Origin of the sequence: Streptomyces cavernicola (assembly GCF_029968035.1) — a bacterium.
In the GTDB taxonomy this organism is placed as follows: Bacteria; Actinomycetota; Actinomycetes; order Streptomycetales; family Streptomycetaceae; genus Streptomyces; species Streptomyces cavernicola.
Genome location: NZ_JASCIQ010000027.1, coordinates 81,272 through 106,296, shown reverse-complemented (window position 1 = coordinate 106,296; position 25,025 = coordinate 81,272). Strand labels below are relative to the sequence as shown.

Genomic DNA, 25,025 nt, shown 5'->3' with positions numbered 1-25,025 from the left:
TCATGGGAGACCCGAGGGTGGAGTGCATGCACGTCGGTGAGAACACGCTCTGGAGCATCGGGCAGGTCGCCCGCAAGACCGGGCTTTCGGTGAAGCTGATCCGGCACTGGTCGGACGTCGGGGTCGTCCACCCGGCACGTCGGACTCCGTCCGGCTACCGGCTGTACGGCGCCGAGGCGCTGGCCCGGCTGCAGCTCGCACAGACACTGCGCGGGCTCGGCCTGGGCCTTGCGGCGATCCGGGACGTACTGGAGCGCGAGAGCACCCTGCCCGAGGTGGCCGCGACCCACATCGACGCGCTGGAGCAGCAGATCCGCACGCTGCGAACGCAGCAAGCGGTGCTGCGCTCCGTCACCCGCCGCGACACCACTGCCGAGAGGCTCACCACCATGACCGAGCTGGCGCGCATGTCAGCCGCCGAACGCCGCGCCACCATCCGGGAGTTCGTCACCGACACCCTGGGCGAACTGGACGTGCCCACCTACCGGCGGGGCCTGTTGGCAGCCACCCCCGACCTGCCTGCCGATCCCACCGACGAGCAGGTCGACGCCTGGCTCGAACTGGGCGAACTCGTCCGGAACCCGGCTCTGCGCGCCAGTGTGCGCCGCATGGCCCGCTACGCCGCCGAACACCACCCCGGCGAGCACGACGACAGCGCGCTGCGGGACGCCGAGCAGGTGACGGACGACTGGCTGCGGCGAGTGGAGGCGGCGACGGCGCAAGGAATCGCCCCGGACTCGCCGGCAGCTGATCCCGTCGTCGCCGCCGTCGTGGCGACCTGGATCCCCTCGCAGCCGGCTCCGGACGGAACGGCGCTCGTCGACGACGCGCGGGCCAGGGGCCTGCTCCTGGAGCAGCTCGAAGTCGCCTCCGACACGCGTATGGAGCGGTACTGGCAGCTGCTGTGCGTCATCAACGGCCTGCCCGTGCGGCCCAGCATGGCGGCAGCCGGCCGATGGCTGACGGCGGCACTGCGGGCGCACCCTGAGCCCGGTGCACGCGCCGCCCGGCTCGCCGAGCTGTACGACGCGGGCCAGGACGCGTGGCAACCGACCGGCGTGCTCCACGCCTGCGACGTGGTCCTGGACGCCGTCGGCGGGCTCGTCTCCGCCGTGCAGCCGGACCAGTTCGACCGGCCGACACCCTGCGCGGACTGGGACGTCCGCACCCTCCTCGGCCACCTGGTGTGGGAGAACCTGCTGTGGGCCGGCCTGGCCGACGGAACTCCCCGTTCCGACTTCACCGCCGACCATCTCGGGGAAGACCATGTCGCGGCGTTCCGTACCGCATCCCAGGCCGCACGCTCGGCCTTCAGCCGCCCGGACATGCTGGAGCAGCGCTACGGGCCCGCTCCCGGGCGGCGGCTCGTCGAGCAGTTGGTGATCGAGATGCTGGTCCACGGCTGGGATCTGGCCCAGGCCGTCGGGCGCCCCTTCGACACCGTCCAGCAGGTCGCTGAGACGGCGCTCCCCGTCGTACGCGAGATCTACGGCGAACTGCCCCGCACCGCCGCCGGCTCCTTCGCCCCGCCGCAGCCGGTCCCCGATGGCGCGGGACCGCTCGACCGTCTCGCCGCCTACCTGGGCCGCACTGTCACGTGACGCGATCACCTCGGCCACCTCAGTCCTTGCGCAGCAGGGCCACGGCCTTCCTGATGGCGGGCAACCGCTCGTACAACGCGTCGCCGGGGCAGTCGGTCTGGAAGCTGTCGCGATGCCCGGAGATGACGTGGAGTCGCGCCGCTTCGCCCTTCTTGTAGGTGCTCTCGTCGTTCGTCGAGACGAGCCGAACCATGCCACGGGGGTCGGCCCCCGGCCGCAGCTTCCAGGCGGCGATCTTCGCGATCCCGGCCTCGAGGGCCGGGGGGACCGGGGTGCCGGACCGGAAGGTGCCGAGCGCCGCGAGGCCGATGGTGCCGGCGTTGAAGCCCTTGGTGTGCGCGCCTTGTACGGGACGTGCGACGCCGCCGGCCCGGCCTTCGTAGATGGTTCCGCATCGGTCCACCACGAAGTTGTAGCCCATGTCGTCCCAGCCTTCTCGCTCCACGTGCTGCCGCTGCATGGCGCGCAGCATCCGCGGGACGTCGGCGCAGTCGTAACCGTTCGTATGGCCGGTGTGATGGAGGAAGACCGAGCTCACCGCGCCCGCATAGGTCGCCCGTTCCTTGACCAGTCCCTCGTCGGCCCGCCACGCCTTCCGGCTGACGATCCGGGGCCGCGGGGCCGCCGGGCCGACGGCGACGGGCTCGCGCTCGGGCTCGGGCCGGGTGGGACGGGACGGGGCGTCCTGCAGAACCAGCACAGCCACTGCCACGACCCCGGTGGCAAGGACCATCCGACGGGACCACATCGAACCATTCTGCGAGCAGCCACGTACCCTGCGCAGATGAGAAGGCCAGACGGGTGAGGCGAGAGCCGGCCTTCGCCCACGCCCCGCCTGTGTCGGGGGAGGAGCACCCACGAACCGGCATCCTCGGCACGGCGGCCCTTGACCGGCTGCCCCTGTTCACCGAATCCAACGAGCGGTTTCCCCGGGAGGCAACAGTGTCCGAGTTCGACGCATCGATGAAACACGCGATCAAGCAGGCGCGCATCGGCGGCGCCGAGGGCGGAGTTCCGATCGGCGCCGCACTCGTCTCAGGCGGCGAGTTGCTGGCCGTGGGACGCAACCGGCGCGTCCAGCAAGCGAGTCCGACCCTGCATGCCGAGATCGACTGCGTGGAGCGAGCCGGGAGGCAGCCCGCTTCCGTCTACCGGCAAGCGACCCTCTTCACCACGCTGTCGCCGTGTTTCCTCTGCACGGGCGCGGTCCTGCTCTACGGGATTCCCCGCGTCGTCATCGGCGAGAACCGCACGTTCTCGACCAGCGAGGACCTGTTGCGCAGCCACGGCGTGGAAGTCGTGGTCCTCGATCTCGACGAGTGCGCCGAGCTGATGCGGCAATTCATCGCCGCCAGGCCCGAGTTGTGGCACGAGGACATCGGCGACGACTATCCGGGCTGATGCCGCCGGCTGGGACGGCCCTACCGGCTGAGCCCACGAAGAACGGATGACTGTGTCCGACCTGACTCAACTCATGTCGAAGGTCTCGACGAAGGGGGTGAACGACGGTGCTGTGGAGATCCCGGTCGAGGCCCGGCGCCTCATCGAGAAGCTGACCTTCGCCGCTCCTGAGGACATCTGGCAGGCGCTTCGGGAATCCCTGGCTGAGGACTGGACGGCACTCCCCGTCTGGGCACGGAACCTGGCTTTCCGGCTGCTGTGCCTGCAGCGCCCCGACGATGCCGAAAACCTCGGGCAGGCCGGTGCGGACCTCCTGAGCTTCGGCCCGGACTGGGACGCATTCGCCGGGCAACTGCTGGCGCGATCAGAGGAACTCAAGAAGGACCGCTGAGCGTTTCGCGGACCTCTGCGCTTCCACGCACCGGCGACCACGAGAAGCTCCTCCGGCGCCGTATCAGTGGACGGTGAAGCCGCCGTCCACGGGGAGAGCCGTTCCGACGACGAAACTGGCGCCGGGGCTGCACAGCCACAGGACGGCCGCCGCGACCTCGTCCGCGCGCCCCAGGCGGCCGATGGGCTGCTCCTTGATGATCCCGGCCATCGCCTCGGCCTGGTTCTCGACCATGTCGGCGACCATCGGGGTGTCGATGACGCCGGGGCACACGGCATTGATGCGGATGCCCCGGGGCGCGTACTCGACCGCTGCGCTGCGGGTCAGGCCGATGACGCCGTGCTTGGAGGCGTGGTAGGCCGCACGCTCCGGCAGCCCGACGAGCCCGCCCAGGGACGAGCAGTTGACGATGGCGCCGCTGCCCTGCTCCCGCATCTGCCGCAGTTCGTGCTTCATCGCCGCCCAGACGCCGCGCATGTTGACGGCGTTGACCCGGTCGAAGGCGTCGGCCGTCTCGTCGGCCGCGTCGGTCGGCGGCACCTGGATGCCGGCGTTGTTGAACGCCATGTCCAGACGCCCGTACTCCGTCACCGCGCGCCGTACCGCCGCTTCCACCTGCTGCTCGTCGGTGACGTCGCAGACGACACCGACGGCCCGCCGCCCGGGGCCGGTGATCTCCTCGGCAGCCTTGCGGACGGCATCGCGGTCCCGGTCGGCCAGAACCACGGCTGCCCCGGAGTCGGCGAAGGCGCGGGCGGCGGCCAGGCCCATACCGGAGGCGGCGCCGGTGACCAGGGCCACCTGCCCGGAGAAGTCGTAGGTGGGGTTCATGCTGTTCTCCTGTCGAATGAGACCCAGCTCTTCTGGGCTGCCCGACCACCGTCCCCCGCCTCGCGGACGCGAACCAGGCACTGTCAGGGCACCCCACACCGGGAACAGGGCCGCCAGGTGGCCGATCCGCCCACCCTGGCGCCGCTGGGGGACCGGCACGTGCATGACTCTCCGCCGGGGCCTGTCCGCACCCCAACAGGCCTTCTGGAGGCGGCCGTTCACGCCTGGGTCTTGTGTCCGGGGCGAGCCGCGCCGTAACGTGAACATCGTTCATGTTTTGGCCGCGCCGCGCCGAGCCGGGCAGGACCAGACCGGACGGGACCGGACCGGGCAGACCGGATCGCAACTGACGGATCGTCAACTCAGTGGCTCCAGGCCATTGACTCGACGGGCGGCGGTCGGAATCCTCAACTCACCAGTAACTTGCGTGAACATGTCAAAAGGGTGAGTGATGACCATGGCTCGACCTCCGCGCCGCAGACTCGGTTCCCTCACGGTGGTGTCGCTGTTCCTCACCGTGATGGCCCTGGTGCTCGGCCCGCTGCCCAGCTCCGCGGCGGACTCCGACCCCGGCTGGTGGAACCCGACCGCGCGGCCCGCGCCCGACGCGCAGGTCGATGTCACGGGTGAGCCCTTCAAGGGCGCCGACGCGCAGGGCCGGGTCAGGGGCTTCGTCGACGCCCACGACCACATCATGTCCAACGAGGGCTTCGGCGGCCGGCTGATCTGCGGCAAGCCGTTCTCGGAGCAGGGCGTCGCCGACGCGCTCAAGGACTGCCCCGAGCACTACCCCGACGGCACCTTCGCCGTCTTCGACATGATCACCAAGGGCGGCGACGGCAAGCACGACCCGAACGGCTGGCCCACGTTCAAGGACTGGCCGGCCCATGACTCGCTGACCCACCAGCAGAACTACTACGCGGGCATCGAGCGGGCCTGGCGCGGCGGCCAGCGGGTCCTGGTCAACGACTTGGTCACCAACGGCGTGATCTGCTCGGTCTACTTCTTCAAGGACCGCGGCTGCGACGAGATGGACGCCATCCGCCTGGAGGCGAAGAAGTCGTACGACATGCAGGCCTTCGTCGACAAGATGTACGGCGGTCCGGGCAAGGGCTGGTTCCGGATCGTCACCAGCAGCGCGCAGGCCCGAAAGGTCATCGAGCAGGGCAAGTTGGCCGTCGTCCTGGGCGTCGAGACCTCGGAGCCGTTCGGCTGCAAGCAGATCATGGACGTCGCGCAGTGCAGCAAGGCGGACATTGACCGTGGCCTGGACGAGTTGAAGGAGCTGGGCGTCAGCAGCATGTTCCTCTGCCACAAGTTCGACAACGCCCTGTGCGGAGTACGTTTCGACTCCGGCGCGCTCGGCACGGCCATCAACGTGGGCCAGTTCCTGTCGACCGGCACGTACTGGAAGACGGAGGACTGCAAGGGTCCGCAGCACGACAACCCCATCGGCAACGCGGCGGCGCCGGAGGCCGAGAAGCGCCTCCCGAAGGGCGAGGAAGTCCCCACGTACGCCTCGGGCGCGCAGTGCAACACCCGAGGGCTCACCAACCTCGGTGAGTACGCGCTACGCGGCATGATGAAGCGTCACATGATGCTGGAGCTCGACCACATGAGCGTCAAGGCCGCTGATCAGGCCTTCGAGGTGCTGGAGTCCGAGGACTACCCGGGCGCCATCTCCTCGCACAGCTGGATGGACGCGGGCTGGACCGAGCGGCTCTACAAGCTCGGCGGGTTCTCCGCCCAGTACATGAGCGTCGCGGGGCCGTTCAGCGAGGAGGCCAAGAGCAAGGCGCCGCTGCGCGAGAAGTACGACGTCGGCTACGGCTTCGGCACCGACATGAACGGTGTCGGCGGCTGGCCCGCCCCGCGCGGCGAGGACGCCCCCAACCCGGTGAAGTACCCCTTCCGCAGCACGGACGGCGGCTCGGTCATCGACAAGCAGACCACCGGCGAACGCACGTGGGACTTCAACACCGACGGCGCCGCGCACTACGGCATGGTCCCGGACTGGATCGAGGACATCCGCAACGTCGGCGGCCAGGAGGTGGTGGACGACCTCTTCGCGGGCGCCGAGTCCTACCTCGACACCTGGGGCGGCTCCGAGAAGCACCGCCTCGGCCAGAACCTGGCCACGGGCGCGAGCGCCTCGGCGTCCACGACGGAGTGGTGGAACCCGTTCGTCAACTTCGGCGCCCGCAAGGCCGTGGACGGGGACAAGGGCACCCGCTGGGCCAGCGAGTGGAAGAACGACCAGTGGCTGCGGGTCGACCTCGGCTCCCCGAAGCCGATCGAGCGCGTCACCGTCGACTGGGAGGCCGCGTACGCGAAGTCGTACCGCATCGAGCTGTCGGACGACGGCGAGAACTGGCGGACGGCCTGGTCCACGGACTCAGGGAACGGCGGCCTGGACACCGTACGGTTCGCTTCAACTCCGGCGCGCTACGTACGCGTCCTCGGCACGGACCGAGGCACCAAGTGGGGCTATTCGCTCCGCGAAGTGGGCGTGTTCAGCAGCTGAGTTGAACCTGACCTGACCTGACCTGACCTGACCTGACCTGACCCGACCCGACCCGAGCTGACCGGGCCGGCCGCATCGGCAGCCGCTGGTGAGGCCGGCCCTCGTCGTGCCCGCGCTCGGCTGGCGGTGCAGCGCCTGCGGCCTTCCGTGAAGCAAGTCACCCGCAGAGCCCGTGGACAGCCCCCACGCCGCCGAGTACCTTAACGATCGTTCGACTGGGTTGAGATGCAGGTCACACCGAGTCCGAGAAGAGGTTTCCGTGCGCCGTACGGTGTTCAACGAGGACCACGAGGCGTTCCGAGCGACGCTGCGGGACTTCATCGAGAAGGAGGTCGTGCCGGTCCATCACGAGTGGGAGGAGCAGGGCCACCCGCCGCGCGACTTCTACCGCAGGCTCGGCGAGCTGGGTGTGCTCGGCATCCAGGTGCCGGAGGAGTTCGGCGGCGCGGGGGAGTCCAGCTTCAAGTTCGCTGCGGTGGTCAGCGAGGAGTCGGCGCGCGCGGGCGTCTCCCTCGGCAACCAGTCGGTGCACACCAACCTGATCCTGCCGTACTTCATGAAGTACGCGACCGAGGAGCAGAAGCGGCGCTGGCTGCCCGGTTTCGCGAGCGGCGACCTGATGACGGCGATCGGCATGACGGAGCCCGGCACCGGCTCCGACCTCGCCAACATCCAGACCAGGGCGGAGCTTTCGGCGGACGGCGCGCACTACGTCCTCAACGGCGCCAAGACGTTCATCACCGGTGGCGCACTCGCCGACCTGGTCCTCGTCGTCGCCCGCACCACCCCGTACGACCCGGAGAACCGTCGCGCCGGTCTTTCGATCCTCTGCGTCGAGTCCGCGAGTGAGGGTTTCGCGGTGGGGCGGAAGCTGCAGAAGATCGGGCTCAAGGCCTCCGACACGGCCGAACTGTCCTTCACGGACGTCAAGGTGCCGGTCGGCGACCTGCTCGGGGAGGAGGGCGCGGGTTTCTCGTATCTCTCGCACAACCTCGCGCAGGAGCGGCTGACGATCGCGCTCAACGCGACCTCCACGGCGGTCGCGGCGCTGCGGTTCGCCACCGAGTACGTGAAGGACCGCACGGTCTTCGGGAAGCCGGTCGCGCACTTCCAGAACACCAAGTTCGTGCTCGCCGAGTGCGCCACCGACGTCGAGGCCGCGCAGTTGATGGCGGACCGCGCCCTGGAGCTGCACGACGAGGGCGAGTTGACGGTCGCCGACGCGGCCAAGGCCAAGCTGTTCTGCACGGAGACCGCGGGCCGGGTCATCGACAAGTGCCTTCAGCTGCACGGGGGTTACGGCTATGTCACCGAGTACCCGATCGCCCGCCTGTACGCCGACACCCGCGTCTCGCGCATCTTCGGCGGGACCAGCGAGGTCATGAAGACCATCATCGCCAAGTCCCTCGGCCTCTGAACAGCCCTGCCCGGCGACACGACAACAGGAAAGAGAAGCCCAACACCATGCAGATCAACGGCAGTTCGGCCCTCGTCACCGGCGGCGCCTCGGGCCTCGGCCGGGCCACCGCGGAGCGTCTCGCGGCGAACGGCGCACATGTCGTCATCGTCGACCTGCCCTCGTCGGGCGGTGAAGCGGCGGCCAAGGAGATTGGCGCGACCTTCGTCCCCGGGGACGTCACCGGCGAGGCCGACGTCACCGCCGCCGTCGAGGCCGCGACCGCCCTCGCCCCGCTCCGTGTCACCGTCAACTGCGCGGGCATCGGCAGTGCGGGTCGCACGGTCGGCAAGGAAGGCCCGTACGAGCTTGAGCGGTTCCGGAAGGTGGTCGAGGTCAACCTGATCGGGACCTTCAACGTGATCCGGCTCGCGGCGGCGGCGATGGGCGGCAACGAGCCGGTCGACGGCGACCGCGGTGTCATCGTCAACACCGCATCGGTGGCCGCGTTCGACGGGCAGATAGGGCAGTGCGCGTACTCCGCGTCGAAGGGCGGCGTCGTCGGCATGACCTTGCCGATCGCGCGCGACCTGGCCCGGACGCACATCCGCGTCATGACGATCGCGCCCGGCCTGTTCGAGACGCCGATGCTGGGGCGGCTGCCGCAGGAGGCCCGTGACTCGCTCGGCGCGCAGGTCCCGCACCCGAGCCGCCTCGGGCAGCCCGCCGAGTACGCGCAGCTGGTCGAGGCGATCGTCGCCAACCCGATGCTCAACGGCGAGACCATCCGCCTCGACGGATCGATCCGGATGGCGCCGCGGTAGTCACGACCGGCCGCCTTCGGAAGCCCCGCGACCCCGGCAAGATCCAAACGGCAGGCCCAAGTTCCCTGCCTCCCAGAGGAGTTGCTCATGCGTGACGCAGTCATCGTCGACGCCGTACGCACAGCCGTCGGCAAGGGCAAGCCGGGCGGTGCGCTGTCCGGCGTCCACCCCGTCGACCTGTCCGCCCACGTCCTGGGCGCCCTGGCCGAGCGGAACGGCCTCGACCCGGGGGCTGTGGACGACGTGATCTGGGGCTGTGTGTCCCAGGTCGGCGAGCAGGCGGGCAGTATCGGCCGGTACGCGGTGCTCGCCGCGGGCTGGCCGGAGCACGTGCCGGGCCTGACCGTCGACCGGCAGTGCGGCTCGTCCCAGCAGGCGGTGCACCAGGCGGCGGCCGGGGTCATCGCCGGGCAGTACGACATCGCGGTGGCCGGGGGCGTCGAGTCGATGTCGCGCGTGCCGATGGGGTCGAGCCGGGTGCGCGGCGAGCTGGGCGAGCCGTTCGGGCCGCTGGTCGCCGAACGCTACGACCACTTCCGCTTCAACCAGGGCATCGGCGCGGAGATGATCGCCGAGGAGTTCGGCCTGAGCCGCGAGGAGCTCGACCAGCACGCTCTGGACTCGCACGCGCGCGCCGCCCGCGCCGTCGACGAGGGCCGCTTCAAGGGCCAGATCACCCCGGTCACGGTCACCGACGCCGACGGCGGCACCCGTGTCTTCGACACCGACGAGGGCATCCGCAGGGGCGGCACCCTGGAGGCGCTGGGCGGACTGACGACCCCGTTCAAGGAGAACGGCGTCGTCTCCGCGGGCAACGCCTCGCAGATCTCGGACGGTTCGGCCGCGCTGCTCATCACGACGAGCGAGATCGCCGCCCGCAACGGCTGGACCCCGCTAGCCCGCTTCCACACCGGCACCGTCACCGGCGTCGACCCGATCACCATGCTCAAGGGCCCGATCCCGGCCACGCAGAAGGTCCTCGAGCGGTCCGGTCTCGCCCTCGCCGACATCGGGGCCTTCGAGATCAACGAGGCCTTCGCCTCCGTCTCGCTCGGCTGGCAGCGGCAGCTCGGCGCGGACTACGCACTGCTCAACCCCAACGGCGGCGCGATGGCCCTCGGCCACCCGCTCGGCGGCTCCGGCGCTCGCCTCATGACGACTCTGGTCCACCACATGAAGGACAACGGCATCCGCTACGGACTGCAGTCGATGTGCGAGGGCGGCGGCATGGCCAACGCCACCGTGCTCGAACTCCTCTGATCCACCGGCGAGTTGAACCGGCGAGCAGAGCAGGAGGGAGAACACCACACATGGAAGCCGCTGACTTCAAGGCGGTGCTCGACTCGGTGCGCCGCTTCGTCCGCGAGGACGTCGTACCGCGCGAGGACGAGATCGAGGAGAGCGACGCGATCCCGGAGGACGTCCGGCGCAAGGCCGTCGACATGGGCCTGTTCGGCTACACGCTCCCCGAGGAGTACGGCGGCCTGGGTGCGAGCCTCTCCGAAGACGTGCGCCTGGCCTTCGAGTTCGGCTACACCACGCCCGCGTTCCGCTCGATGTTCGGCACGAACAACGGCATCGCGGGGCAGGTCCTGGTCAACGCGGGCACCGAGGAGCAGCAACGGCACTGGCTGCCCCGGCTCGCCGAGGGCGCGGTCGCCTCGTTCGCCCTCACGGAGGCCGAGGCCGGATCCGACCCGTCGGGGCTGACCACACGGGCCGTACGGGACGGGGAGGACGGCGCATACGTCATCTCAGGGGCCAAGCGCTTCATCACCAACGCCCCGCTCGCCGACCTGTTCGTGGTGTTCGCCCGTACCGGCGAGGAGAGCCGCGGCACGAAGGGCATCTCCGTGTTCCTGGTCGAGCGGGGTCTGCCGGGCCTCACCGTCGGCCCGAAGGACCGCAAGACGGGCCAGGCCGGAGCGTGGACGGCCGAGGTGTTCTTCGACGACGTACGGGTCCCCAAGGACAGCCTGGTCGGTGGCGAGGAGGGCGCGGGCTTCGGCACGGCGATGAAGTCGCTGGTCCGCGGCCGGGTGCACATCGCCGCGCTGTGCGTCGGCATGGCCGAGCGGATCCTGGAGGAGTCCGTCGCGTACGCCGCTTCCAACAGGCAGGGCGGCCGGCCGATCGGCGAGTTCCAGCTGGTCCAGGCGATGCTCGCGGAGATCAAGACCGGCCTGTACGCGGGCCGGGCGATGGTCCTCGAAGCGGCCCGGCAGTACGACTCGGGCGAGGACCGGCGTATCGCACCCTCGGCGGCGAAGCTGTTCTGCTCGGAGATGGCGTCCAAGGCCGCGGACCTCGCGGTGCAGATCCACGGCGGCATGGGCTACATGCGCGGCACCGTCGTCGAGCGCTGTTTCCGCGACGCCCGCCTCTTCCGCATCTACGAGGGCACCAGCGAGATCCAGCAGCTCATCATCGGCAAGGCCCTCCTGAAGGATGCGACGCCGGACGCAGTGCGCAAGGACGTGAAGTAGCCCATGGCCATGACGGAGATCCCGCTGACGGCGCGACTCGACGACGAGGAGCGCGCCGTCGTCGAAGTCGTCGCCGACTTCGTCGACACCGAAGTCCTCCAGGTCGTAAGGGAGTTGGAGCATGCGAACGCCTATCCGGGGCGGCTGATCGAGAAGATGAAGAAGCTCGGCGTGTACGGCTTGTTGGCGCCGGCCGAGTACGGCGGCACGGACGTCTCGACCGCGTGCTTCGCGCTGGTGGCGCAGGAGTTGGCGCGCGGCTGGATGTCGCTGTCCGGGGCCATGGGCGGCCACTCGGTGGTCACGTATCTGATCCGCACCTTCGGCACTCCGCAGCAGCAGGCCGCCTACCTGCCCCGCATGGCCACCGGCGAGCTGCGCGCCACCATGGCGCTCACCGAGCCGAGCGGCGGCTCCGACCTGCAGAACATGCGCACCAAGGCGGTACTCGCCGACGGCACCTGGACCGTCAACGGCTCCAAGACGTGGATCACCAACTCCCGCCGGGCCGGTCTGATCGCACTGCTCTGCCGTACGGAACCGAAGCAGGGCAAGGGCTTCTCCATCCTCCTCGTCGAGAAGAGCGCGGGCTACCAGGTCTCCGAGGATTTGCCCAAGCTCGGCTACAAGGGCGTCGAGAGCTGCGAGGTGACCTTCGACGACGTCCGGGTCCCGGAGAGCGCGGTGCTCGGCGGCACGGCGGGCGTCGGCTTCGCGCAGATGATGCGCGGCCTGGAGATCGGCCGCATCCAGGTCGCATCCCGGGCCCTCGGCGTCGCCCAGGCCGCCCTGAACGACGCCACCCGGTACGCGCAGGAACGGCACAGCTTCGGCAAGCCGATCTGGCGGCACCAAACCGTCGGGAACTACCTCGCCGAGGGGGCCACCAAACTGCGCGCCGCCCGGCTGCTCACCCTGGACGCCGCCGCCCGCGTGGACGCGGGGCAGCGCGCGGACATGGAGGCGGGCATGGCGAAACTGTTCGCGTCCGAGGTGTGCATGGAGATCGCCCTCAACGCGGTCCGCGTGCACGGCGGTTACGGCTACTCCACCGAGTTCGACGTCGAGCGCTACTTCCGCGACGCCCCGCTGATGATCGTCGGCGAGGGCACCAACGAGATCCAGCTGGGCGTCATCGTCAAGCAGCACATCGCCCGCAACCCGATCGACGACGGAGGCCGCGGATGAGCGAGCCGACCGCGCCCACCGTGGCGTACGCCGAAGGCCTCGCCGCCGGCGAGCTCCGCTTCCAGCACTGCACGGCCTGCGAGCGAGCCGTGTTCCACCCGAGGGTGCTCTGCCCGCACTGCGGTGACGCCGAGCCGGGCGCGCGCGTCGCGTTGGTCAACGGCAATGGCGGTGTCCTGTCGAGTCAGGCGACGGCTCTGCTCGGCACGGCGGAGGCACTCGGGTGAGCGGGGTTGCGCGCGCCGCCGACGGCCGGGACCGGGTCCCCGAGCACTTCGCCGCCGTCGAGCGGGAGTGGCGGCCGGAGCCGGTCGAGCTGAGCGAGTTCGTCACGGCCGCACCCGCGCGGGCCCTGGCCGGGCTCTTCGACCAGGAGCCGCCGGCCATGGGCGTGGGCGACGTGTTGCCGCCGCTCTGGCACTGGCTGTACCTGCTCGACCGCCCCGCACAGGCCGACCTCGGCGAGGACGGCCATCCGCAGGCCGGGCCCTTCCTGCCGCCGCTCCCGGACCGCCGCCGCATGTTCGGCGGCGGCCGCCTTGAGCTCCGCGCACCGATCCTGGTCGGCGACCTCCTGACCCGGCGCTCATCGGCCGCGCGCGTCCGGGTGCGCCGCGGCGGATCCGGTTGGCTGCTCCTTGTGACCACTCGTCACGAACTACGTGTACAGGGAGAGTTGAGGGCTGTCGAGGAGCAGGACATCGTTTACAAGCAGCCCGTCCCCGAGGCCCCTGCAGTCACGCGGCCGCCGACCGCATCAACGCCTACGGATCCCTCCGCCCCGTGGACGTACACCCTGCGCCCCGACCCCGCCCTGCTGTTCCGCTTCAGTGCGCTCACGTACAACGCGCATCGCATCCATTACGACCGTGACTACGCCACCGAAGTGGAGGGCTACCCGGACCTTGTGGTGCACGGCCCGCTCCTGGCCCTGGCCCTGCTCGAACTGCCGCGCCGCTTCGCCCCGGAACGCCGGGTGGAGTCGTTCGCGTACCGTCTGCGCAGCCCGCTGTTCCTGCCGGACGAGGTGAGGGTGGCCGGGCAACCGGCGGAAGGGGGCGCGGAGTTGAACGCGGGCACCCGAGGAGGGGCCCCGGCCTGCACGGGAACCGTCGGCTACGCCTGAGTCCGTGAGGCCCTGCGCGGGGCACGGGGGCGGTACTCCACCGCGGTCAGGGCCAGGGACACATAGCGTTCGACGAGGTCGTCCTCGGAGAGCGCGCCCCCCGGCTCGTACCACTGCGCCACCGCATTGCACATGGCGATGACCGCGCGCCGGGCGTCGTCGGGGTACGGGGTGAGGAACAACCCGTCCTGCACGCCCCGCTCGATGATGTCGCGGAACCGCCGGGTGCTTCGGGCGTTGTCGGCCCGGTAGCGCTCCAGGTGCTCCGGCTCCAGGCTGCGTTCCTCGGACAGCAGGATGTTGCTCTTGCTCGCGTGGGTGCTGCGGTACCGGACCGTGGCCTCGACGAGGGCCTCCAGCTGCTCCGCCGGATCCTCGCCCGCCTCGGCCAGGGCCTGTTCGCAGGAGCTGAAGTAGGCGTCCTGGGCGTCGTCCAGAATGGCCACGAGCAGGTCCTGCTTGCCCTTGTAGTAGTAGTACAGCGCCGACAGGCTGACCCCTGCGCGCTGCGCGATGTCCCGGATCGACGTCGCACCGTAGCCCCGCTCGGCGAACTCCGCGCGGGCCGCCCTGACGATGGCGGCGTGGCCTGGGGGACGGGTGCTCACGGTTCTCCGATCACAAGGGCGCGCTCCGGACAGTCACAGTCACAGTGCTGGCCGAACGTTCGTACAGGTGTCCATCGTAGCGCCGCCGGTCGTCCGAGCTGCTGTGGTCGTGCCCGGGGAGGCCCGGTACGGCGCGTGTGCAGGGGCGGGGGAGAGAGTCCGGCGCGAGGGCTTGTCGGCGTCAACTGGCCGTGGTGGCATGGTACTTAACGATCGCTCGTTACTCCGGCGAAGGGATCCCATGTACCCAGGTGCCCATGTCGCGACAGATCCGCACCGCGCCGCCGTGGTCATGGCCGCGACCGGCGACCGGCTGACCTACGCCGAGCTCGAAGAGCGCTCCGTACGTCTGGCGCATGTGCTGCACGACGCCGGTCTGCGCCGTGGCGACGTGGTCGCCCTGCTGACGGACAACTCGATCCACGCGTACGAGGTGTACTGGGCGGCGGTCCGCTCGGGCCTGTACATCACCCTCGTCAACAGCCACCTCGGGGCGTCCGAGGTCGCCTACATCGTCGCGGACTCCGGGGCCGCCGCCCTGGTCGTGTCCCACGCGCTGGCCGACCTGGCGCAGGGGCTGACTGCGGAACTGGCCGACCGCACCCCGGCCGTGCGGATCCGCCTCGCCTACGGAGGCCCGGTCGCCGGGTACGAGGACTACGAGCCCGCCCTCGCCGCCGCCTCGCCCGAGCCGCCCGCCGACCAGCCGAGGGGCGCCGACCTGCTCTACTCCTCGGGAACGACCGGCCGCCCCAAGGGAATCCGCCCCGAACTCCCGGACCGCCAGGTGGGGGAGGAAGGCGACGTACTGGTCGAACTCACGCGGGCGTTCTACGGATTCGACCGGGACACGGTGTACCTGTCCCCGGCGCCCGTCTACCACGCCGCCCCGCTCCGGTACGGGGCGTCGGTGCACGCGGTCGGCGGCACGGTCGTGATGATGGAACGCTTCGACGCCGAGGACGCGTTGCGGGCGATCGAGCGGTACCGGGTGACGCACAGCCAGTGGGTGCCGACCATGTTCATCCGGATGCTGCGACTCCCGGAGAAGACCCGCACCGCGCACGACCTCTCGAGTCACCGCGTGGCCGTGCACGCCGCCGCCCCGTGCCCGCCCGACGTCAAACGCGCGATGCTCGACTGGTGGGGGCCCGTCCTCTACGAGTACTACGCCTCGACCGAGGGCATCGGCACCACGTTCATCACCTCCGAGGAGTGGCTGAGCAAACCCGGATCGGTGGGCCGGTCCCTCCTCGGGGAGCTGCGCGTCTGCGACGACGAGGGCCGGCCGCTGCCCGCGGGGGAGACCGGCACGATCTACTTCGTACGCGAGGAGGGCGGGTTCGAGTACCTCGGGGACGCGGAGAAGACCAAGGCCGCACATCACCCGGACCATCCGATGTGGGCGACCGTCGGTGACCTCGGCTACGTCGACGAGGACGGTTACCTGTTCCTCACCGACCGCAAAGCATTCATGATCATCTCGGGTGGGGTGAACATCTACCCGCAGGAGGTGGAGGACGTACTCGCCCTGCATCCCGACGTCGTCGACGTCGCGGTCATCGGCGTACCGGACGCGGAGATGGGGGAATCGGTCAAGGCGGTCGTCCAGGCCTCGCCCGACCTGCGCCCAGGCCCGGACCTTGAACGGCGGCTCATCGACCACGTCCGCTCCCGCATCGCGCACTACAAAGCGCCCCGCAGCGTCGACTTCGTCGAGAGCCTGCCGCGCACACCCACCGGCAAGCTCGTCAAAGGCAAGCTGAAGGCGCGCTACGCGAGCGCTCCCGGCGGCCCTTCCTGAGCATCGGCGCCGCTGCCCGGACACGTAAACTGACCGGATCCGTTCGGAGAGGGGCGCCGGTGCGAGGCACAGGTGGGCAGGCGATTCTGGAGGCCGCCCGGCACGAGTTCGCGGAGCGCGGGTACGCGGCCGCGTCGATCCGCGACATCGCCAAGCGGGCCGGGTTGAGCCTGTCGGCGATGTACTACTACTACCCGAGCAAGCAGCACCTGCTGCACGCGCTGGTGAACGCCGGCGGCCAGGCGTACTTCGACGTCTGCGACGAAGAGCTGAAGGCCGCCGGCGACGACCCGGGGGAGCGCCTCGCCGTACTGGTCCGCGCCACCGTGCGGTACCGCGCGGAGTACCGCCTGGAGAGCAGCCTCACGCTCACCGAGTGGCGCAGCCTGTCCGAGGAGCAGCTGGTAGAGTTCCGGCGCCGCCAGTTCGACGGCTCCCGGATGTTCCAGGAGATCGTCGACGCGGGGGTGGCCGAGGGCGTCTTCCGTACGCCGCACCCCGAGGACGCGCGGCGCGCAGTGATCGCCATGTGCAACGCGGTCGCCCAGTGGTACGACGAGGGCGGCGAGGTGAGTGTCGAGGAACTGGCCGACCGCTACGCCGAGTTGGCCCTGGTCCTCGTCGAGTACCGCCCGGCCGCCCGCAGGGCCCGCACGTCACGCTGACCGTACGGGCCCCAAGGCACAGCGTCGCTGCGGCCGGTCACTTGACGGCCCACTCGCCGGTGAACACAGGCTCGCGCTTCTCGTTGAACGCCGCGAACGCCGCCGGCGCGTCCGCCGTCGCGAAGTTGACCGACTGGGCGCGTGCCTCGCTTGCGAGCGCGTCGCGCAGCGTGCGGTCCCCGCCCTCGTTGAGCAGCGCCTTGTTCTGCGCCAACGCAACCGGCGGCCCGGCGGCGAGGCGTCGGCCGAGGTCGTCCACGAACGTGTCGAGCTCGGCCGCGTCGACCAGCCACGTCACCAGGCCGAGCCGGTGCGCCTCCGCCGCGTCGATCATCTCGGCGAGCAGCGCGAGCCGCTTGGCCTGCTGCAGGCCGACCAGCTTCGGCAGCAGCCACGAGCCGCCGAAGTCCAGGGACAGGCCGCGGCGCGCGAAGATCTGCGAGAAGCGGGCCTGAGGTGTGGCCACCACCAGATCGCACCCCAGGGCGAGGTTCCACCCCGCGCCGACCGCCACCCCGTCGACCTTCGCCACCGTCGGCACGGGCAACTCGTGCAGCAGCAGGGCGATGTCGTTGATGCCGCGCATCCGGTCGAGCGGATGCCCCGGCCGGCTGTCGGCCCCGCCGGACAGATCGGCCCCCGCACAGAACGCCCCGCCCGCCCCGGCCAGGACGACCGCACGCACCTCCGGGTCCCTCCCCGCCGCGCTCAGCGCCTCCCCGAGTGTCGTCCACAGCTCGCCGTCGAGGGCGTTCTTGCGCCGCGGCCGGTTCAGGGTGAGGGTGAGGACGCCGTCGGTGCGGCTGGTGAGCAGTACGGGCTCGTCGGTCATGACGTCGGCCTGCCTTTCTCGCGTTGGGGTTCAGGGGCGGCGTGCGCTACGACGCCAGGGCCTTCAGCTGCTCCAGGTCGGCAAGGCGACGGGCCGGGTCGGGGGAGACCGGGTTGACCTTGAGGGTGGTGACCCCGGCCGCCCGGTACGCCGCGACGCGTTCGGCGATGTACGAGGCGGGGCCGATCAGCGAGATGTTCCGCAGCAGATCGGCGGGCACGGCGGCCGCGGCCTCCTCCTTGCGGCCGGACAGGTAGAGGTCCTGGATCTTCGCGGCCTCGGCCTCGTAGCCGTAGCGGCGCGCGAGGTTGTTGTAGAAGTTCTTGCCGCGCGCGCCCATCCCGCCGATGTAGAGGGCGAGTTGGGGCCGGGCCAGGTCGATCAGCTCGTCCACGTCCACGTCCTCGCCGATGGCCAGCGGCGCCTGGGCCACGATGTCCAGCGGGCCGAGCGCCGGGTCGCGCAGCGCCGAGCCCTCGGCGAGGGACGGCCCCCACACCTCGTGCGCCTTGTCGGGGTGGAAGAAGATGGGCAGCCAGCCCTCGGCCAACTCGGCGGTCAGCGCCACGTTCTTCGGCCCGATCGCGGCGAGCACGATCGGGATGCGGTCACGCACCGGGCGGTTGATGAGCTTGAGCGGTTTGCCGAGCCCGGTGCCCCGGTCGGCGGGCAGCGGGATCTGGTAGTGGGCGCCGTCGTGGACGACCTTCTCGCGGCGCCACACCTGCCGGCAGATGTCGACGATCTCCCGCGTGCGCGCGAGCGGAGCGTCGTACGGCACCCCGTGGAAGCCCTCGATGACCTGCGGCCCGGACGCGCCGATGCCGAGCGTGAAGCGGCCGTCGGAGACGTAGTCGAGACCGGCCGCGGTCATGGCGGTCAGCGACGGTGTGCGGGTGTAGATCTGGACGATGCCGGACGCGATCTCCAGGCGCTCGGTGCGCGCCGCGATGAACCCGAGCTGACTGATCGCGTCGTACGAGTACGCCTCCGGGACGAAGACGATGTCCAGGCCGGCCTTCTCGTAGTCGCCGAGCACATCGACGGTCTCCTTGAAACCGCCGCTGTAGCTCAGCATCAGGCCGATCCTCATCGTGTGCTCCTCAACTGCCGTGAGATGGACGGTTGTTCGCCTGTTCCTGCGTGCCGCGCGCGCAGCTCGTTCTTGAGGATCTTTCCGGCGGAGCTGACCGGCAGCGCGTCGAGGAAGTGCACTTCCCGCACCTGCTGGTACGGGGCGACGCGGTCCGCCACGTACGACATCAGCTCCTCCGCCGTGGCGGACGAGCCGGGGCGCGGCACGACGTACGCGGTGGGGATCTGCTTGGTCGTCGAGTTGACCGAACGTCAGAGTCTGCTCGCCCTCGCGCACGGCGACGCGGTGCTCGTGGTGGTGGGCGGCTCCGGCGAGGACGGCGCCCGCGTCGGCCGTCGGACAGTCCAGGGAGGTACGGGTCATGCGATCACTCCTCGCGCGCTCAGGCGGTCCAGCTCGGCGTCGGTCAGGCCCGCTCCGGCCAGGACGCTCCGGGTGTCACCGCCCGCCTCGGGCAGCCGGCCGGGCGCGGCGCCCGGAGTCGCGGAGAACCGGGGCGCGGGCGCGGGGCGCAGCGGCCCGTCCCCGTCGAGGAAGGTGCCGCGGGCCGCGTTGTGCGGGTGCGCGGCCGCCTCGGTGAGGGAGAGCACGGGCGTGACGCAGGCCTGCGTACCGGCGAAGTGCTCCGCCCAGGCGTCCCTGGTGCGGGTCGCGAAGACCTCCGCGAACCGCTGCCGCGCGGTCGGCCAGGTCTCCGGCGACCTGCTCTGCACGCCGCACACCGGATCGTCCGCCAGGCCCAACTCCCGTACCAGCGCGGCGTAGAACTGCGGCTCGATGGCGCCGACCGCGACGTGCTCGCCGTCCGCGCACCGGTACGTGGTGTAGAAGGGCGCGCACCCGCTGAACAGGTTGACGCCGCGCCCCTCGGACCACTGGCCCCCGGCGAGGAAGCCGTGCGTCATGGCCAGCAGGAGCGCGCTGCCGTCCGTCATCGCGGCGTCGACGACCTGCCCGCTGCCGGTGGCCCGCGCGTGCAGCAGCGCGCTGACCACACCGAGGGCGAGGAGCATCCCGCCACCGCCGAAGTCGCCGATCAGGTTGAGCGGCGGTACGGGGTCGCCGCCGGCCGCGCCGATGGAGTGCAACACCCCTGTCAGGGCTATGTAGTTGATGTCGTGCCCCGGCGCCTCGGCGAGCGGCCCGTCCTGGCCCCAGCCGGTCATCCGCCCGTACACGAGACGCGGGTTGCGGGCCCGGCACACTTCCGGGCCGAGGCGGAGACGTTCGGTGACGCCGGGCCGGAACCCTTCGAGGAGAGCGTCGGCGGAGTCGACGAGCCGCAGCACGGCCGCCGCGCCCTCGGGCTGTTTGAGGTCGACGGCCACGGACCGCCGGCCGCGCAGCAGGACCGTGTCCCCGGCGCTGACACGGGCCTGCGGCCGCTCGACCCGGATCACCTCCGCGCCGAGCCCGGTGAGCACCATCCCGGCGAAGGGCACGGGGCCGACCCCGCCCAGCTCTACGATGCGTACGCCCGTGAGTGGCCCACGGGACGGATTCCGGCTGCCGGACATCAGCGGCCGGTCCAGCGCGGGGCACGCTTCTCCGCGAAGGCGCGCGGCCCCTCCCTCGCGTCCTCGGACGCGAACACCGGCTCCACCAGGGCCTGTTGACGCTGCCTCGCCTCGTCGGCCGGCCACTGCAGGGACCCGACGACGACCTCCTTGGTGACCCGTACGGCGAGCGGCCCGTTGGCGGCGATGACGGCGGCGAGCTTCCGCGCTCCGTCCAGGGCGCCGCCGGGGGCGGTGAGCCGGTTGACGAGGCCGTACGCGTGCGCCCGCCCGGCCTCCAGGAAGCCGCCGGTCAGGGCGAGTTCCATGGCGATCGGATACGGCAGCCGCTGCGGCAGGCGAAGCAGCCCGCCCGCCGCCGCGACCAGTCCGCGCCTGACCTCGGGCAGCCCGAACTTCGCGTCGTCGGCGGCCACGATCAGGTCGCAGGCGAGCGCGAGTTCACAGCCCCCGGCCAGCGCGTACCCCTCGACCGCGGCGATCAACGGCTTACACGGCGGACTGTCGGTGAGCCCGCCGAAGCCGCGCCCCTCGACGCTGGGCCGCTCACCGCGCAGGAAGGCCTTGAGATCCATACCGGAACAGAACGTGCCACCCGCCCCGGTGAGAACCCCCACACTCAGGTCGTCCCGCGCGTCCAACTCATCGAGTGCAACAGCGACCCCCTCGGCCACGGCGAGGTCGACGGCGTTACGGGCTTCGGGCCGGTCGATGGTGATGACGGCGACGCCGTCGAAGAACTCGGTGCGAACCGCGTCGGACATCTGGGGTCTCCGTGCTCCGTAGGTGGGCCGTGCCCCGACAGGGGCGCGGGGCTGTGACATTGGCGGCTGCGCCGCGTGGGCGCGACCAGCCACGCCGGCGCAGCAGTCGAACGACAGGGGGTCCGGGGCGCAGCCCCGAAGCTGTCCGCTGAGAACTTTCGGGAAGGGGCGGGGAGTCCTGCCTGGGCCCCATCCGAATCGCCCCATCAAGCCGAACGGCCTCCCCGTTCAGTATCGAGCGAGTACGCCGCCTGCCCGATCTGCCCGTCGAACGCCGCGATCGAGGCGGTGTTGACGATGACGCCGCGGTCGCCGTCCAGCGGCCCGCTCGCCCAACTCCTTTGCCACGGAAGCGCCTTCGAACGTCGGAGGGTCGAGAAGAACGATATGGGCGCCGCCCGCCACGAGCAGACGCGTGGTGGCCAGACCGAGACCGGAGGCCCCACCGGCGACCAGAGCGGAAACACCGTCGATACGCATGAATTCCCCCACATCCTTCCCTGTGGCGGGGAGTGCTGCGGGCGGCTGTGCCGGAGCTGTCGCGAACTCTGTGCTCCGCTTCCGGCGGGGAGTGCCGGGGCCGCACCTGGTCTGCTAACTTAACGATCGTTCGGCAATTGCGTGCTCAGGCAACCACAGGCCCCAGACCGTGTCAACGGACCGGACGGTGTCGACGGAAGGGACGGACCGTGGCTCTCGAGATCACCGGCACCGCGCAGTGGCAGGCCTGGCAGGACCGCGTCCTGCCCCCGGTCGAGCGCGTCCGCGACGGCCTCTGGTCCATCCCCGTCCCCATCCCGGACAACCCCCTGCGGTACGTCCTGGTGTACGCCCTGGAATCCGGTGACGGAGTCGTCCTCGTCGACGCCGGCTGGCCCGCGGAGGAGTCCTGGCAGGCGCTGTGCGACGGCCTCACGGAGATGGGCACCGCGGTCGAGCACGTCAAGGCGGTCCTGGTCACCCACAACCACGCCGACCACCTCGGCCTCGCCGGCCGGGTCCGCGAGGCCTCCGGCGCGTACGTCGCCCTGCACGCCCTGGACGCAACGCCGTTGGGGCCGGAACCCGGCACCCGCGAGGAGTGGCACGACGGCCTCCGCCGCCACCTCACCCGCAACGGCATGCCCGACGCCGAGGCCGCCGACACGGTGCGCGCCATGAACACCGACCTGCTGTTCGGAGCGCCCCGCCCCGACGTGCTGCTCCAGGACGGCGAGCGGATCAAGCTGCCCGGCCTGGACCTGACCGTGGTGTGGACCCCGGGCCACAGCCCCGGCCACTCCTGCTTCCACCAACCCGGCCGCCGCCTGCTGTTCTCGGGCGACCACGTGCTGCCCCGGATCACCCCGGCGGTCGGCGTGTACGCCCGCACCGTCGGCGACCCGCTCGCCGACTTCCTGCTGTCCCTCGAGCGACTCGAACGGTACGACGTGGAAGAGGTCCTGCCCGCCCACGAGTACCGCTTCAGCCGCCTCGACCAGCGCCTCGTACAGATGGCGAAGCACCACACCGAGCGCCTCGCCGAGACCTACGCCGCCGTCAACTCGGTACCGGGCGCGACCGGTTGGGAGTTGGCCGCACGCCTCGAATGGTCGCGCCCCTGGGGGCAGTTCGGCATCCAGCAGCGGCGGTTCGCCCTGGGGGAGACCCTGGCCCACCTCAAACTCCTCGCAGCGCGGGGAGAGATCGTCGAGAGCGGGAGCGAGCCGGCCCGGTGGCTCCCCGCTGAACCCGCGAGCAGATGAGGACGGCCGTCGGTCGAGACGGTTGAACGAACGTTCATCGAGAGAGGATTTCCATGACAGATACGTCTGAGCGCGTGACCGTGTCGATGACCGACGGGGTCGCCGACGTCCGGCTCAACCGGCCCGAGAAGCGCAACGCGTTGGACCCGGCGATGTTCGCGGCACTGGTGGCGGCCGGCGAACGACTGAAGAGAGAACCGGGCGTGCGGGCGGTGGTCCTCTCCGGGGAGGGCCCGGACTTCTGCGCCGGCCTCGACTTCGCCGCGTTCCAGGCGATGCGCGACGGGCAGAGGCTCTCCGCGCTCGCTGAACTCCCGCTGTCGGAAGGCCCGGCGCAGGCGGCCGGCCAGCGCGCGGCGCACGTGTGGTCCGAACTGCCGGTCCCGGTCGTCGCGGCCGTACGCGGCAACGCGCTCGGCGGCGGCCTGCAGATCGCACTCGGCGCCGACATCCGCATCGTCGCCCCGGACGCCCGCCTCAGCGTCTTCGAGGTGGCGTGGGGACTCGTCCCGGACATGACGGGCACGCAGCTCCTGCCCGAACTCGTCGGCCGGGACGTGGCGAAGGAGCTGACCCTGACCGCCCGGATCGTCAGCGGGGACGAGGCCGCGAGGATCGGCCTCGCCACCCGGACCGACCCGGACCCGTTGTCGGCCGCACTCGCCCTGGCCGCGGACATGGCCCGGCACAGCCCGCACGCCGTCCGCGCCGCGAAGCGGCTGCTCGATCTGGCGGGCCGTACGGACCTCGCGTCCGGATTCGCGGAGGAGCAGAAGGAGATCGGCGCGCTCATCGGCAGCCCGAACCAGGCGGAGGCGGTCGCGGCCCGGTTCGAGAAGCGCGAGCCGCGCTTCACGGACCTCTGACCGATGGGTCCCGTAAAAGCCCGGCTCAGGTCCCGTATGTCCGGCTCAGGCCCCGTCCTTCCGCCGCAGGCTCCGCAGGCGACGGGCCGGCTCGGTCAGGCCGTGGCGGTGCCGGGCGAGCCCCTCCCAGGGGTCCTTGTCGAGCCGGTCGCCGAGGTCGGTCACCGTCCAGCGGCGGGCGTTCAACTCCGGCGAATCCAAGTCGCCCCAGGCCAGCGGCACGGCCACCGGCGCGCCGGGCTTGGTGCGCACGGCGTACGGCACGACCGCGGTCTGGGCGTAGCCGTTGCGCGCCACGTCCAGGTAGAGGCGGCCCTTGCGGGCGTCCTTGTAGAACTCCGTGGTCAGCGTCTCCGGGTGGCGTGCCGTGAGCACCTCCGCGACCTCGCGTGCGAAGGCCAGCACATCGTCGACGTCCGCGTGCCGGTTCAGCGGCACGACGACGTGCAGGCCCCGGGAACCGGTCGTCATCAGCCCCGCGTGTAGCTCCAACTCGCCGAGGAGTTCGTACAGTTGGCGCGCGGCGCGGCGCACCGGCTCGAAGTCGTGGCGGGGCGGGTCCAGGTCGAAGACAAGCCGGTCGGGGTTGCGGGGCCGGTCGGCGCGGCTCAGCCAGCGGTGCAGCGTGATGCACGCTTGCCCGGCCAGATAGGCGAGGGTCGCCGTGTCCTCGCACAGCACATGCGTGACCTCGCCGTCCTCCTTGGGCACCGAGGCCCGGTGGATCCAGTCGGGGAAGTATGCGGAGATCTCCTTCTGGAAGAACCGGTCGCCCTCGATCCCGTCCGGCATCCGCTCCAGCATCAGGGGCCTGCCGCGCAGTTCGGGCAGCATGCGCGGGGCCACGCGGCGGTAGTGCTCGACGAGGTCGGCCTTGCTGAGGCCGTCCTGCGGGAAGAGCTCCTTCTCCGGCCGCTTGACCTCGAACTCCCGTCGCCCGATCCGAGTGTGGAGCGTGCCGGTCATGTCCTCCTCCTCGTCCGCGCTCGGGGCGTGGCCGCCCGGCCGAGTTCCGGGTAACCCCGCGCCCACCGGTTGAAACAACGCCGCCGAATACGGCGGCAATTCGGTTACCACGCACAGTGACGCTCCAAAGTGTGCGAGTGGCGAGTCCCGCATACGTTGAGAGCGCAATCCTTTCCGAACAAGGAGGAACCCATGGCCGACAAGGGCGGCATGGACAAGGCAAAGGGCAAGGCCAAGGAAATGACCGGCAAGGTCACCGGCGACCGCAAGCAGCAGGCCGAGGGCAAGATGCAGCAGGCCCGCGGCGAGGCGAAGAAGCTGCGCGGCAAGGCCGAGGAGCAGGCGCGCAAGGCCGGCCGCTCGACCCCGGACAACCCGGTCGACCCCATGTGAC

25 protein-coding genes and 1 pseudogene are annotated in these 25,025 nt (G+C 70.8%); 16 read left to right on the top strand and 10 right to left on the bottom strand.

Annotated elements, in window-relative coordinates; genetic code table 11:
* Positions 1 to 26 precede the first annotated feature (26 nt).
* Positions 27 to 1,601 (top strand): TIGR03086 family metal-binding protein, encoded by a 1,575-nt coding sequence (locus tag QIS96_RS24455; protein ID WP_282544877.1) that lies wholly within the window; start codon positions 27 to 29, stop codon positions 1,599 to 1,601.
* Between the two features lie 19 nt (positions 1,602 to 1,620).
* Here QIS96_RS24455 and QIS96_RS24450 read toward each other — a convergent pair whose 3' ends face one another.
* Entirely contained in the window at positions 1,621 to 2,349 is a 729-nt protein-coding gene (locus QIS96_RS24450) for a peptidoglycan recognition protein family protein (RefSeq protein WP_282544876.1), read from the bottom strand.
* Positions 2,350 to 2,543: 194 nt separating this feature from the next.
* On the opposite strand from QIS96_RS24450, the gene QIS96_RS24445 reads away from it, so the two are divergent.
* Together QIS96_RS24445 and QIS96_RS24440 are read left to right on the top strand one after the other, a co-directional pair.
* Positions 2,544 to 3,002, top strand: a complete 459-nt coding sequence (locus QIS96_RS24445; RefSeq protein WP_349017413.1) for a nucleoside deaminase — start codon at positions 2,544 to 2,546, stop codon at positions 3,000 to 3,002.
* A 46-nt stretch (positions 3,003 to 3,048) separates the two neighbouring features.
* Positions 3,049 to 3,393 (top strand): hypothetical protein, encoded by a 345-nt coding sequence (locus QIS96_RS24440; RefSeq protein ID WP_282544875.1) that lies wholly within the window; start codon positions 3,049 to 3,051, stop codon positions 3,391 to 3,393.
* Positions 3,394 to 3,456: 63 nt separating this feature from the next.
* Here QIS96_RS24440 and QIS96_RS24435 read toward each other — a convergent pair whose 3' ends face one another.
* The gene (locus QIS96_RS24435; RefSeq protein ID WP_282544874.1) at positions 3,457 to 4,224 is read right to left on the bottom strand and encodes an SDR family NAD(P)-dependent oxidoreductase; all 768 of its coding nucleotides are present in this window, start codon (positions 4,222 to 4,224) and stop codon (positions 3,457 to 3,459) included.
* A gap of 451 nt (positions 4,225 to 4,675) precedes the next feature.
* Between QIS96_RS24435 and QIS96_RS24430 the strand changes: the two genes are divergently transcribed.
* From QIS96_RS24430 to QIS96_RS24395, 8 genes are all read left to right on the top strand, one after another.
* Entirely contained in the window at positions 4,676 to 6,748 is a 2,073-nt protein-coding gene (locus QIS96_RS24430; RefSeq protein WP_282544873.1) for a galactose-binding domain-containing protein, read from the top strand.
* A gap of 259 nt (positions 6,749 to 7,007) precedes the next feature.
* Positions 7,008 to 8,165 carry an acyl-CoA dehydrogenase family protein gene (locus tag QIS96_RS24425; RefSeq protein WP_282544872.1) on the top strand — a complete coding sequence of 386 codons (1,158 nt, stop codon included), beginning with the start codon at positions 7,008 to 7,010 and terminating at the stop codon, positions 8,163 to 8,165.
* Between the two features lie 47 nt (positions 8,166 to 8,212).
* Positions 8,213 to 8,968, top strand: a complete 756-nt coding sequence (locus QIS96_RS24420) for a 3-hydroxyacyl-CoA dehydrogenase (protein ID WP_282544871.1) — start codon at positions 8,213 to 8,215, stop codon at positions 8,966 to 8,968.
* Positions 8,969 to 9,055: 87 nt separating this feature from the next.
* Positions 9,056 to 10,228 carry a thiolase family protein gene (locus tag QIS96_RS24415; RefSeq protein ID WP_282544870.1) on the top strand — a complete coding sequence of 391 codons (1,173 nt, stop codon included), beginning with the start codon at positions 9,056 to 9,058 and terminating at the stop codon, positions 10,226 to 10,228.
* 50 nt (positions 10,229 to 10,278) lie between these two features.
* Positions 10,279 to 11,454, top strand: a complete 1,176-nt coding sequence (locus QIS96_RS24410; RefSeq protein WP_282544869.1) for an acyl-CoA dehydrogenase family protein — start codon at positions 10,279 to 10,281, stop codon at positions 11,452 to 11,454.
* Between the two features lie 3 nt (positions 11,455 to 11,457).
* On the top strand, positions 11,458 to 12,642 hold the full coding sequence (locus tag QIS96_RS24405) for an acyl-CoA dehydrogenase family protein (RefSeq protein WP_408907244.1): 1,185 nt from the start codon (positions 11,458 to 11,460) through the stop codon (positions 12,640 to 12,642).
* A complete protein-coding gene (locus QIS96_RS24400; protein ID WP_282544868.1) occupies positions 12,639 to 12,869 on the top strand; it encodes a zinc ribbon domain-containing protein in 231 nt (76 codons plus the stop codon). The genes QIS96_RS24405 and QIS96_RS24400 overlap by 4 nt, the downstream gene beginning before the upstream one ends.
* Entirely contained in the window at positions 12,866 to 13,768 is a 903-nt protein-coding gene (locus QIS96_RS24395) for an FAS1-like dehydratase domain-containing protein (RefSeq protein ID WP_282544867.1), read from the top strand. The genes QIS96_RS24400 and QIS96_RS24395 overlap by 4 nt, the downstream gene beginning before the upstream one ends.
* Here the strand turns inward: QIS96_RS24395 and QIS96_RS24390 are convergent.
* The gene (locus QIS96_RS24390; protein ID WP_282544866.1) at positions 13,759 to 14,376 is read right to left on the bottom strand and encodes a TetR/AcrR family transcriptional regulator; all 618 of its coding nucleotides are present in this window, start codon (positions 14,374 to 14,376) and stop codon (positions 13,759 to 13,761) included. The two genes, QIS96_RS24395 and QIS96_RS24390, sit on opposite strands and share 10 nt — an antisense overlap.
* Positions 14,377 to 14,617: 241 nt before the next feature.
* Here QIS96_RS24390 and QIS96_RS24385 point away from each other — a divergent pair, with 241 nt between their 5' ends.
* Entirely contained in the window at positions 14,618 to 16,180 is a 1,563-nt protein-coding gene (locus QIS96_RS24385; RefSeq protein WP_282544865.1) for an acyl-CoA synthetase, read from the top strand.
* A 59-nt stretch (positions 16,181 to 16,239) separates the two neighbouring features.
* Positions 16,240 to 16,845, top strand: a complete 606-nt coding sequence (locus QIS96_RS24380; protein ID WP_282544864.1) for a TetR/AcrR family transcriptional regulator — start codon at positions 16,240 to 16,242, stop codon at positions 16,843 to 16,845.
* Between the two features lie 37 nt (positions 16,846 to 16,882).
* On the opposite strand, the gene QIS96_RS24375 is transcribed toward QIS96_RS24380, so the two are convergent.
* The 6 genes and pseudogenes from QIS96_RS24375 to QIS96_RS37985 form a co-directional block, all read right to left on the bottom strand.
* Entirely contained in the window at positions 16,883 to 17,677 is a 795-nt protein-coding gene (locus tag QIS96_RS24375; protein ID WP_282544863.1) for an enoyl-CoA hydratase-related protein, read from the bottom strand.
* Positions 17,678 to 17,723: 46 nt separating this feature from the next.
* Positions 17,724 to 18,770: an LLM class F420-dependent oxidoreductase gene (locus QIS96_RS24370; protein ID WP_282544862.1), complete on the bottom strand. Its 1,047-nt coding sequence runs from the start codon at positions 18,768 to 18,770 to the stop codon at positions 17,724 to 17,726.
* Positions 18,767 to 18,997, bottom strand: coding sequence for an AMP-binding enzyme (locus QIS96_RS24365; RefSeq protein WP_282544890.1), 231 nt, complete (start codon positions 18,995 to 18,997; stop codon positions 18,767 to 18,769). The genes QIS96_RS24370 and QIS96_RS24365 overlap by 4 nt, the downstream gene beginning before the upstream one ends.
* A 135-nt stretch (positions 18,998 to 19,132) precedes the next feature.
* Positions 19,133 to 20,290 (bottom strand): CaiB/BaiF CoA transferase family protein, encoded by a 1,158-nt coding sequence (locus QIS96_RS24360; protein WP_282544861.1) that lies wholly within the window; start codon positions 20,288 to 20,290, stop codon positions 19,133 to 19,135.
* Complete coding sequence (locus QIS96_RS24355; RefSeq protein ID WP_282544860.1) at positions 20,290 to 21,054, bottom strand: crotonase/enoyl-CoA hydratase family protein; 765 nt, start codon at positions 21,052 to 21,054, stop codon at positions 20,290 to 20,292. Before QIS96_RS24355 ends, QIS96_RS24360 begins: the two co-directional genes overlap by 1 nt.
* 218 nt (positions 21,055 to 21,272) lie before the next feature.
* Positions 21,273 to 21,371 (bottom strand): annotated as a pseudogene (locus QIS96_RS37985) (3-hydroxyacyl-CoA dehydrogenase); the annotation flags it as partial.
* Between the two features lie 372 nt (positions 21,372 to 21,743).
* Between QIS96_RS37985 and QIS96_RS24345 the strand changes: the two are divergent.
* Together QIS96_RS24345 and QIS96_RS24340 are read left to right on the top strand one after the other, a co-directional pair.
* Positions 21,744 to 22,799: an MBL fold metallo-hydrolase gene (locus QIS96_RS24345; RefSeq protein ID WP_282544859.1), complete on the top strand. Its 1,056-nt coding sequence runs from the start codon at positions 21,744 to 21,746 to the stop codon at positions 22,797 to 22,799.
* A gap of 53 nt (positions 22,800 to 22,852) precedes the next feature.
* Positions 22,853 to 23,665: a crotonase/enoyl-CoA hydratase family protein gene (locus tag QIS96_RS24340; RefSeq protein ID WP_282544858.1), complete on the top strand. Its 813-nt coding sequence runs from the start codon at positions 22,853 to 22,855 to the stop codon at positions 23,663 to 23,665.
* Between the two features lie 45 nt (positions 23,666 to 23,710).
* Here the strand turns inward: QIS96_RS24340 and ligD are convergent, their stop codons facing one another.
* Entirely contained in the window at positions 23,711 to 24,631 is a 921-nt protein-coding gene (gene ligD / locus QIS96_RS24335) for a non-homologous end-joining DNA ligase (RefSeq protein WP_282544857.1), read from the bottom strand.
* 192 nt (positions 24,632 to 24,823) lie between these two features.
* Here ligD and QIS96_RS24330 point away from each other — a divergent pair, with 192 nt between their 5' ends.
* Positions 24,824 to 25,024, top strand: coding sequence for a CsbD family protein (locus QIS96_RS24330; protein ID WP_282544856.1), 201 nt, complete (start codon positions 24,824 to 24,826; stop codon positions 25,022 to 25,024).
* Position 25,025: the final 1 nt, after the last annotated feature.

Coding starts and splice junctions, on each gene's coding strand:
- QIS96_RS24430 (WP_282544873.1), top strand. CDS start 4,676: ATGACCATGGCTCGACCTCCGCGCCGCAGACTCGGTTCCCTCACGGTG.
- ligD (WP_282544857.1), bottom strand. CDS start 24,631: ATGACCGGCACGCTCCACACTCGGATCGGGCGACGGGAGTTCGAGGTC.
- QIS96_RS24435 (WP_282544874.1), bottom strand. CDS start 4,224: ATGAACCCCACCTACGACTTCTCCGGGCAGGTGGCCCTGGTCACCGGC.
- QIS96_RS24385 (WP_282544865.1), top strand. CDS start 14,618: ATGTACCCAGGTGCCCATGTCGCGACAGATCCGCACCGCGCCGCCGTG.
- QIS96_RS24330 (WP_282544856.1), top strand. CDS start 24,824: ATGGCCGACAAGGGCGGCATGGACAAGGCAAAGGGCAAGGCCAAGGAA.
- QIS96_RS24410 (WP_282544869.1), top strand. CDS start 10,279: ATGGAAGCCGCTGACTTCAAGGCGGTGCTCGACTCGGTGCGCCGCTTC.
- QIS96_RS24420 (WP_282544871.1), top strand. CDS start 8,213: ATGCAGATCAACGGCAGTTCGGCCCTCGTCACCGGCGGCGCCTCGGGC.
- QIS96_RS24355 (WP_282544860.1), bottom strand. CDS start 21,054: ATGTCCGACGCGGTTCGCACCGAGTTCTTCGACGGCGTCGCCGTCATC.
- QIS96_RS24400 (WP_282544868.1), top strand. CDS start 12,639: ATGAGCGAGCCGACCGCGCCCACCGTGGCGTACGCCGAAGGCCTCGCC.
- QIS96_RS24370 (WP_282544862.1), bottom strand. CDS start 18,770: ATGAGGATCGGCCTGATGCTGAGCTACAGCGGCGGTTTCAAGGAGACC.
- QIS96_RS24450 (WP_282544876.1), bottom strand. CDS start 2,349: ATGTGGTCCCGTCGGATGGTCCTTGCCACCGGGGTCGTGGCAGTGGCT.
- QIS96_RS24415 (WP_282544870.1), top strand. CDS start 9,056: ATGCGTGACGCAGTCATCGTCGACGCCGTACGCACAGCCGTCGGCAAG.
- QIS96_RS24375 (WP_282544863.1), bottom strand. CDS start 17,677: ATGACCGACGAGCCCGTACTGCTCACCAGCCGCACCGACGGCGTCCTC.
- QIS96_RS24440 (WP_282544875.1), top strand. CDS start 3,049: ATGACTGTGTCCGACCTGACTCAACTCATGTCGAAGGTCTCGACGAAG.
- QIS96_RS24455 (WP_282544877.1), top strand. CDS start 27: ATGCACGTCGGTGAGAACACGCTCTGGAGCATCGGGCAGGTCGCCCGC.
- QIS96_RS24360 (WP_282544861.1), bottom strand. CDS start 20,290: ATGTCCGGCAGCCGGAATCCGTCCCGTGGGCCACTCACGGGCGTACGC.
- QIS96_RS24340 (WP_282544858.1), top strand. CDS start 22,853: ATGACAGATACGTCTGAGCGCGTGACCGTGTCGATGACCGACGGGGTC.
- QIS96_RS24405 (WP_408907244.1), top strand. CDS start 11,458: ATGGCCATGACGGAGATCCCGCTGACGGCGCGACTCGACGACGAGGAG.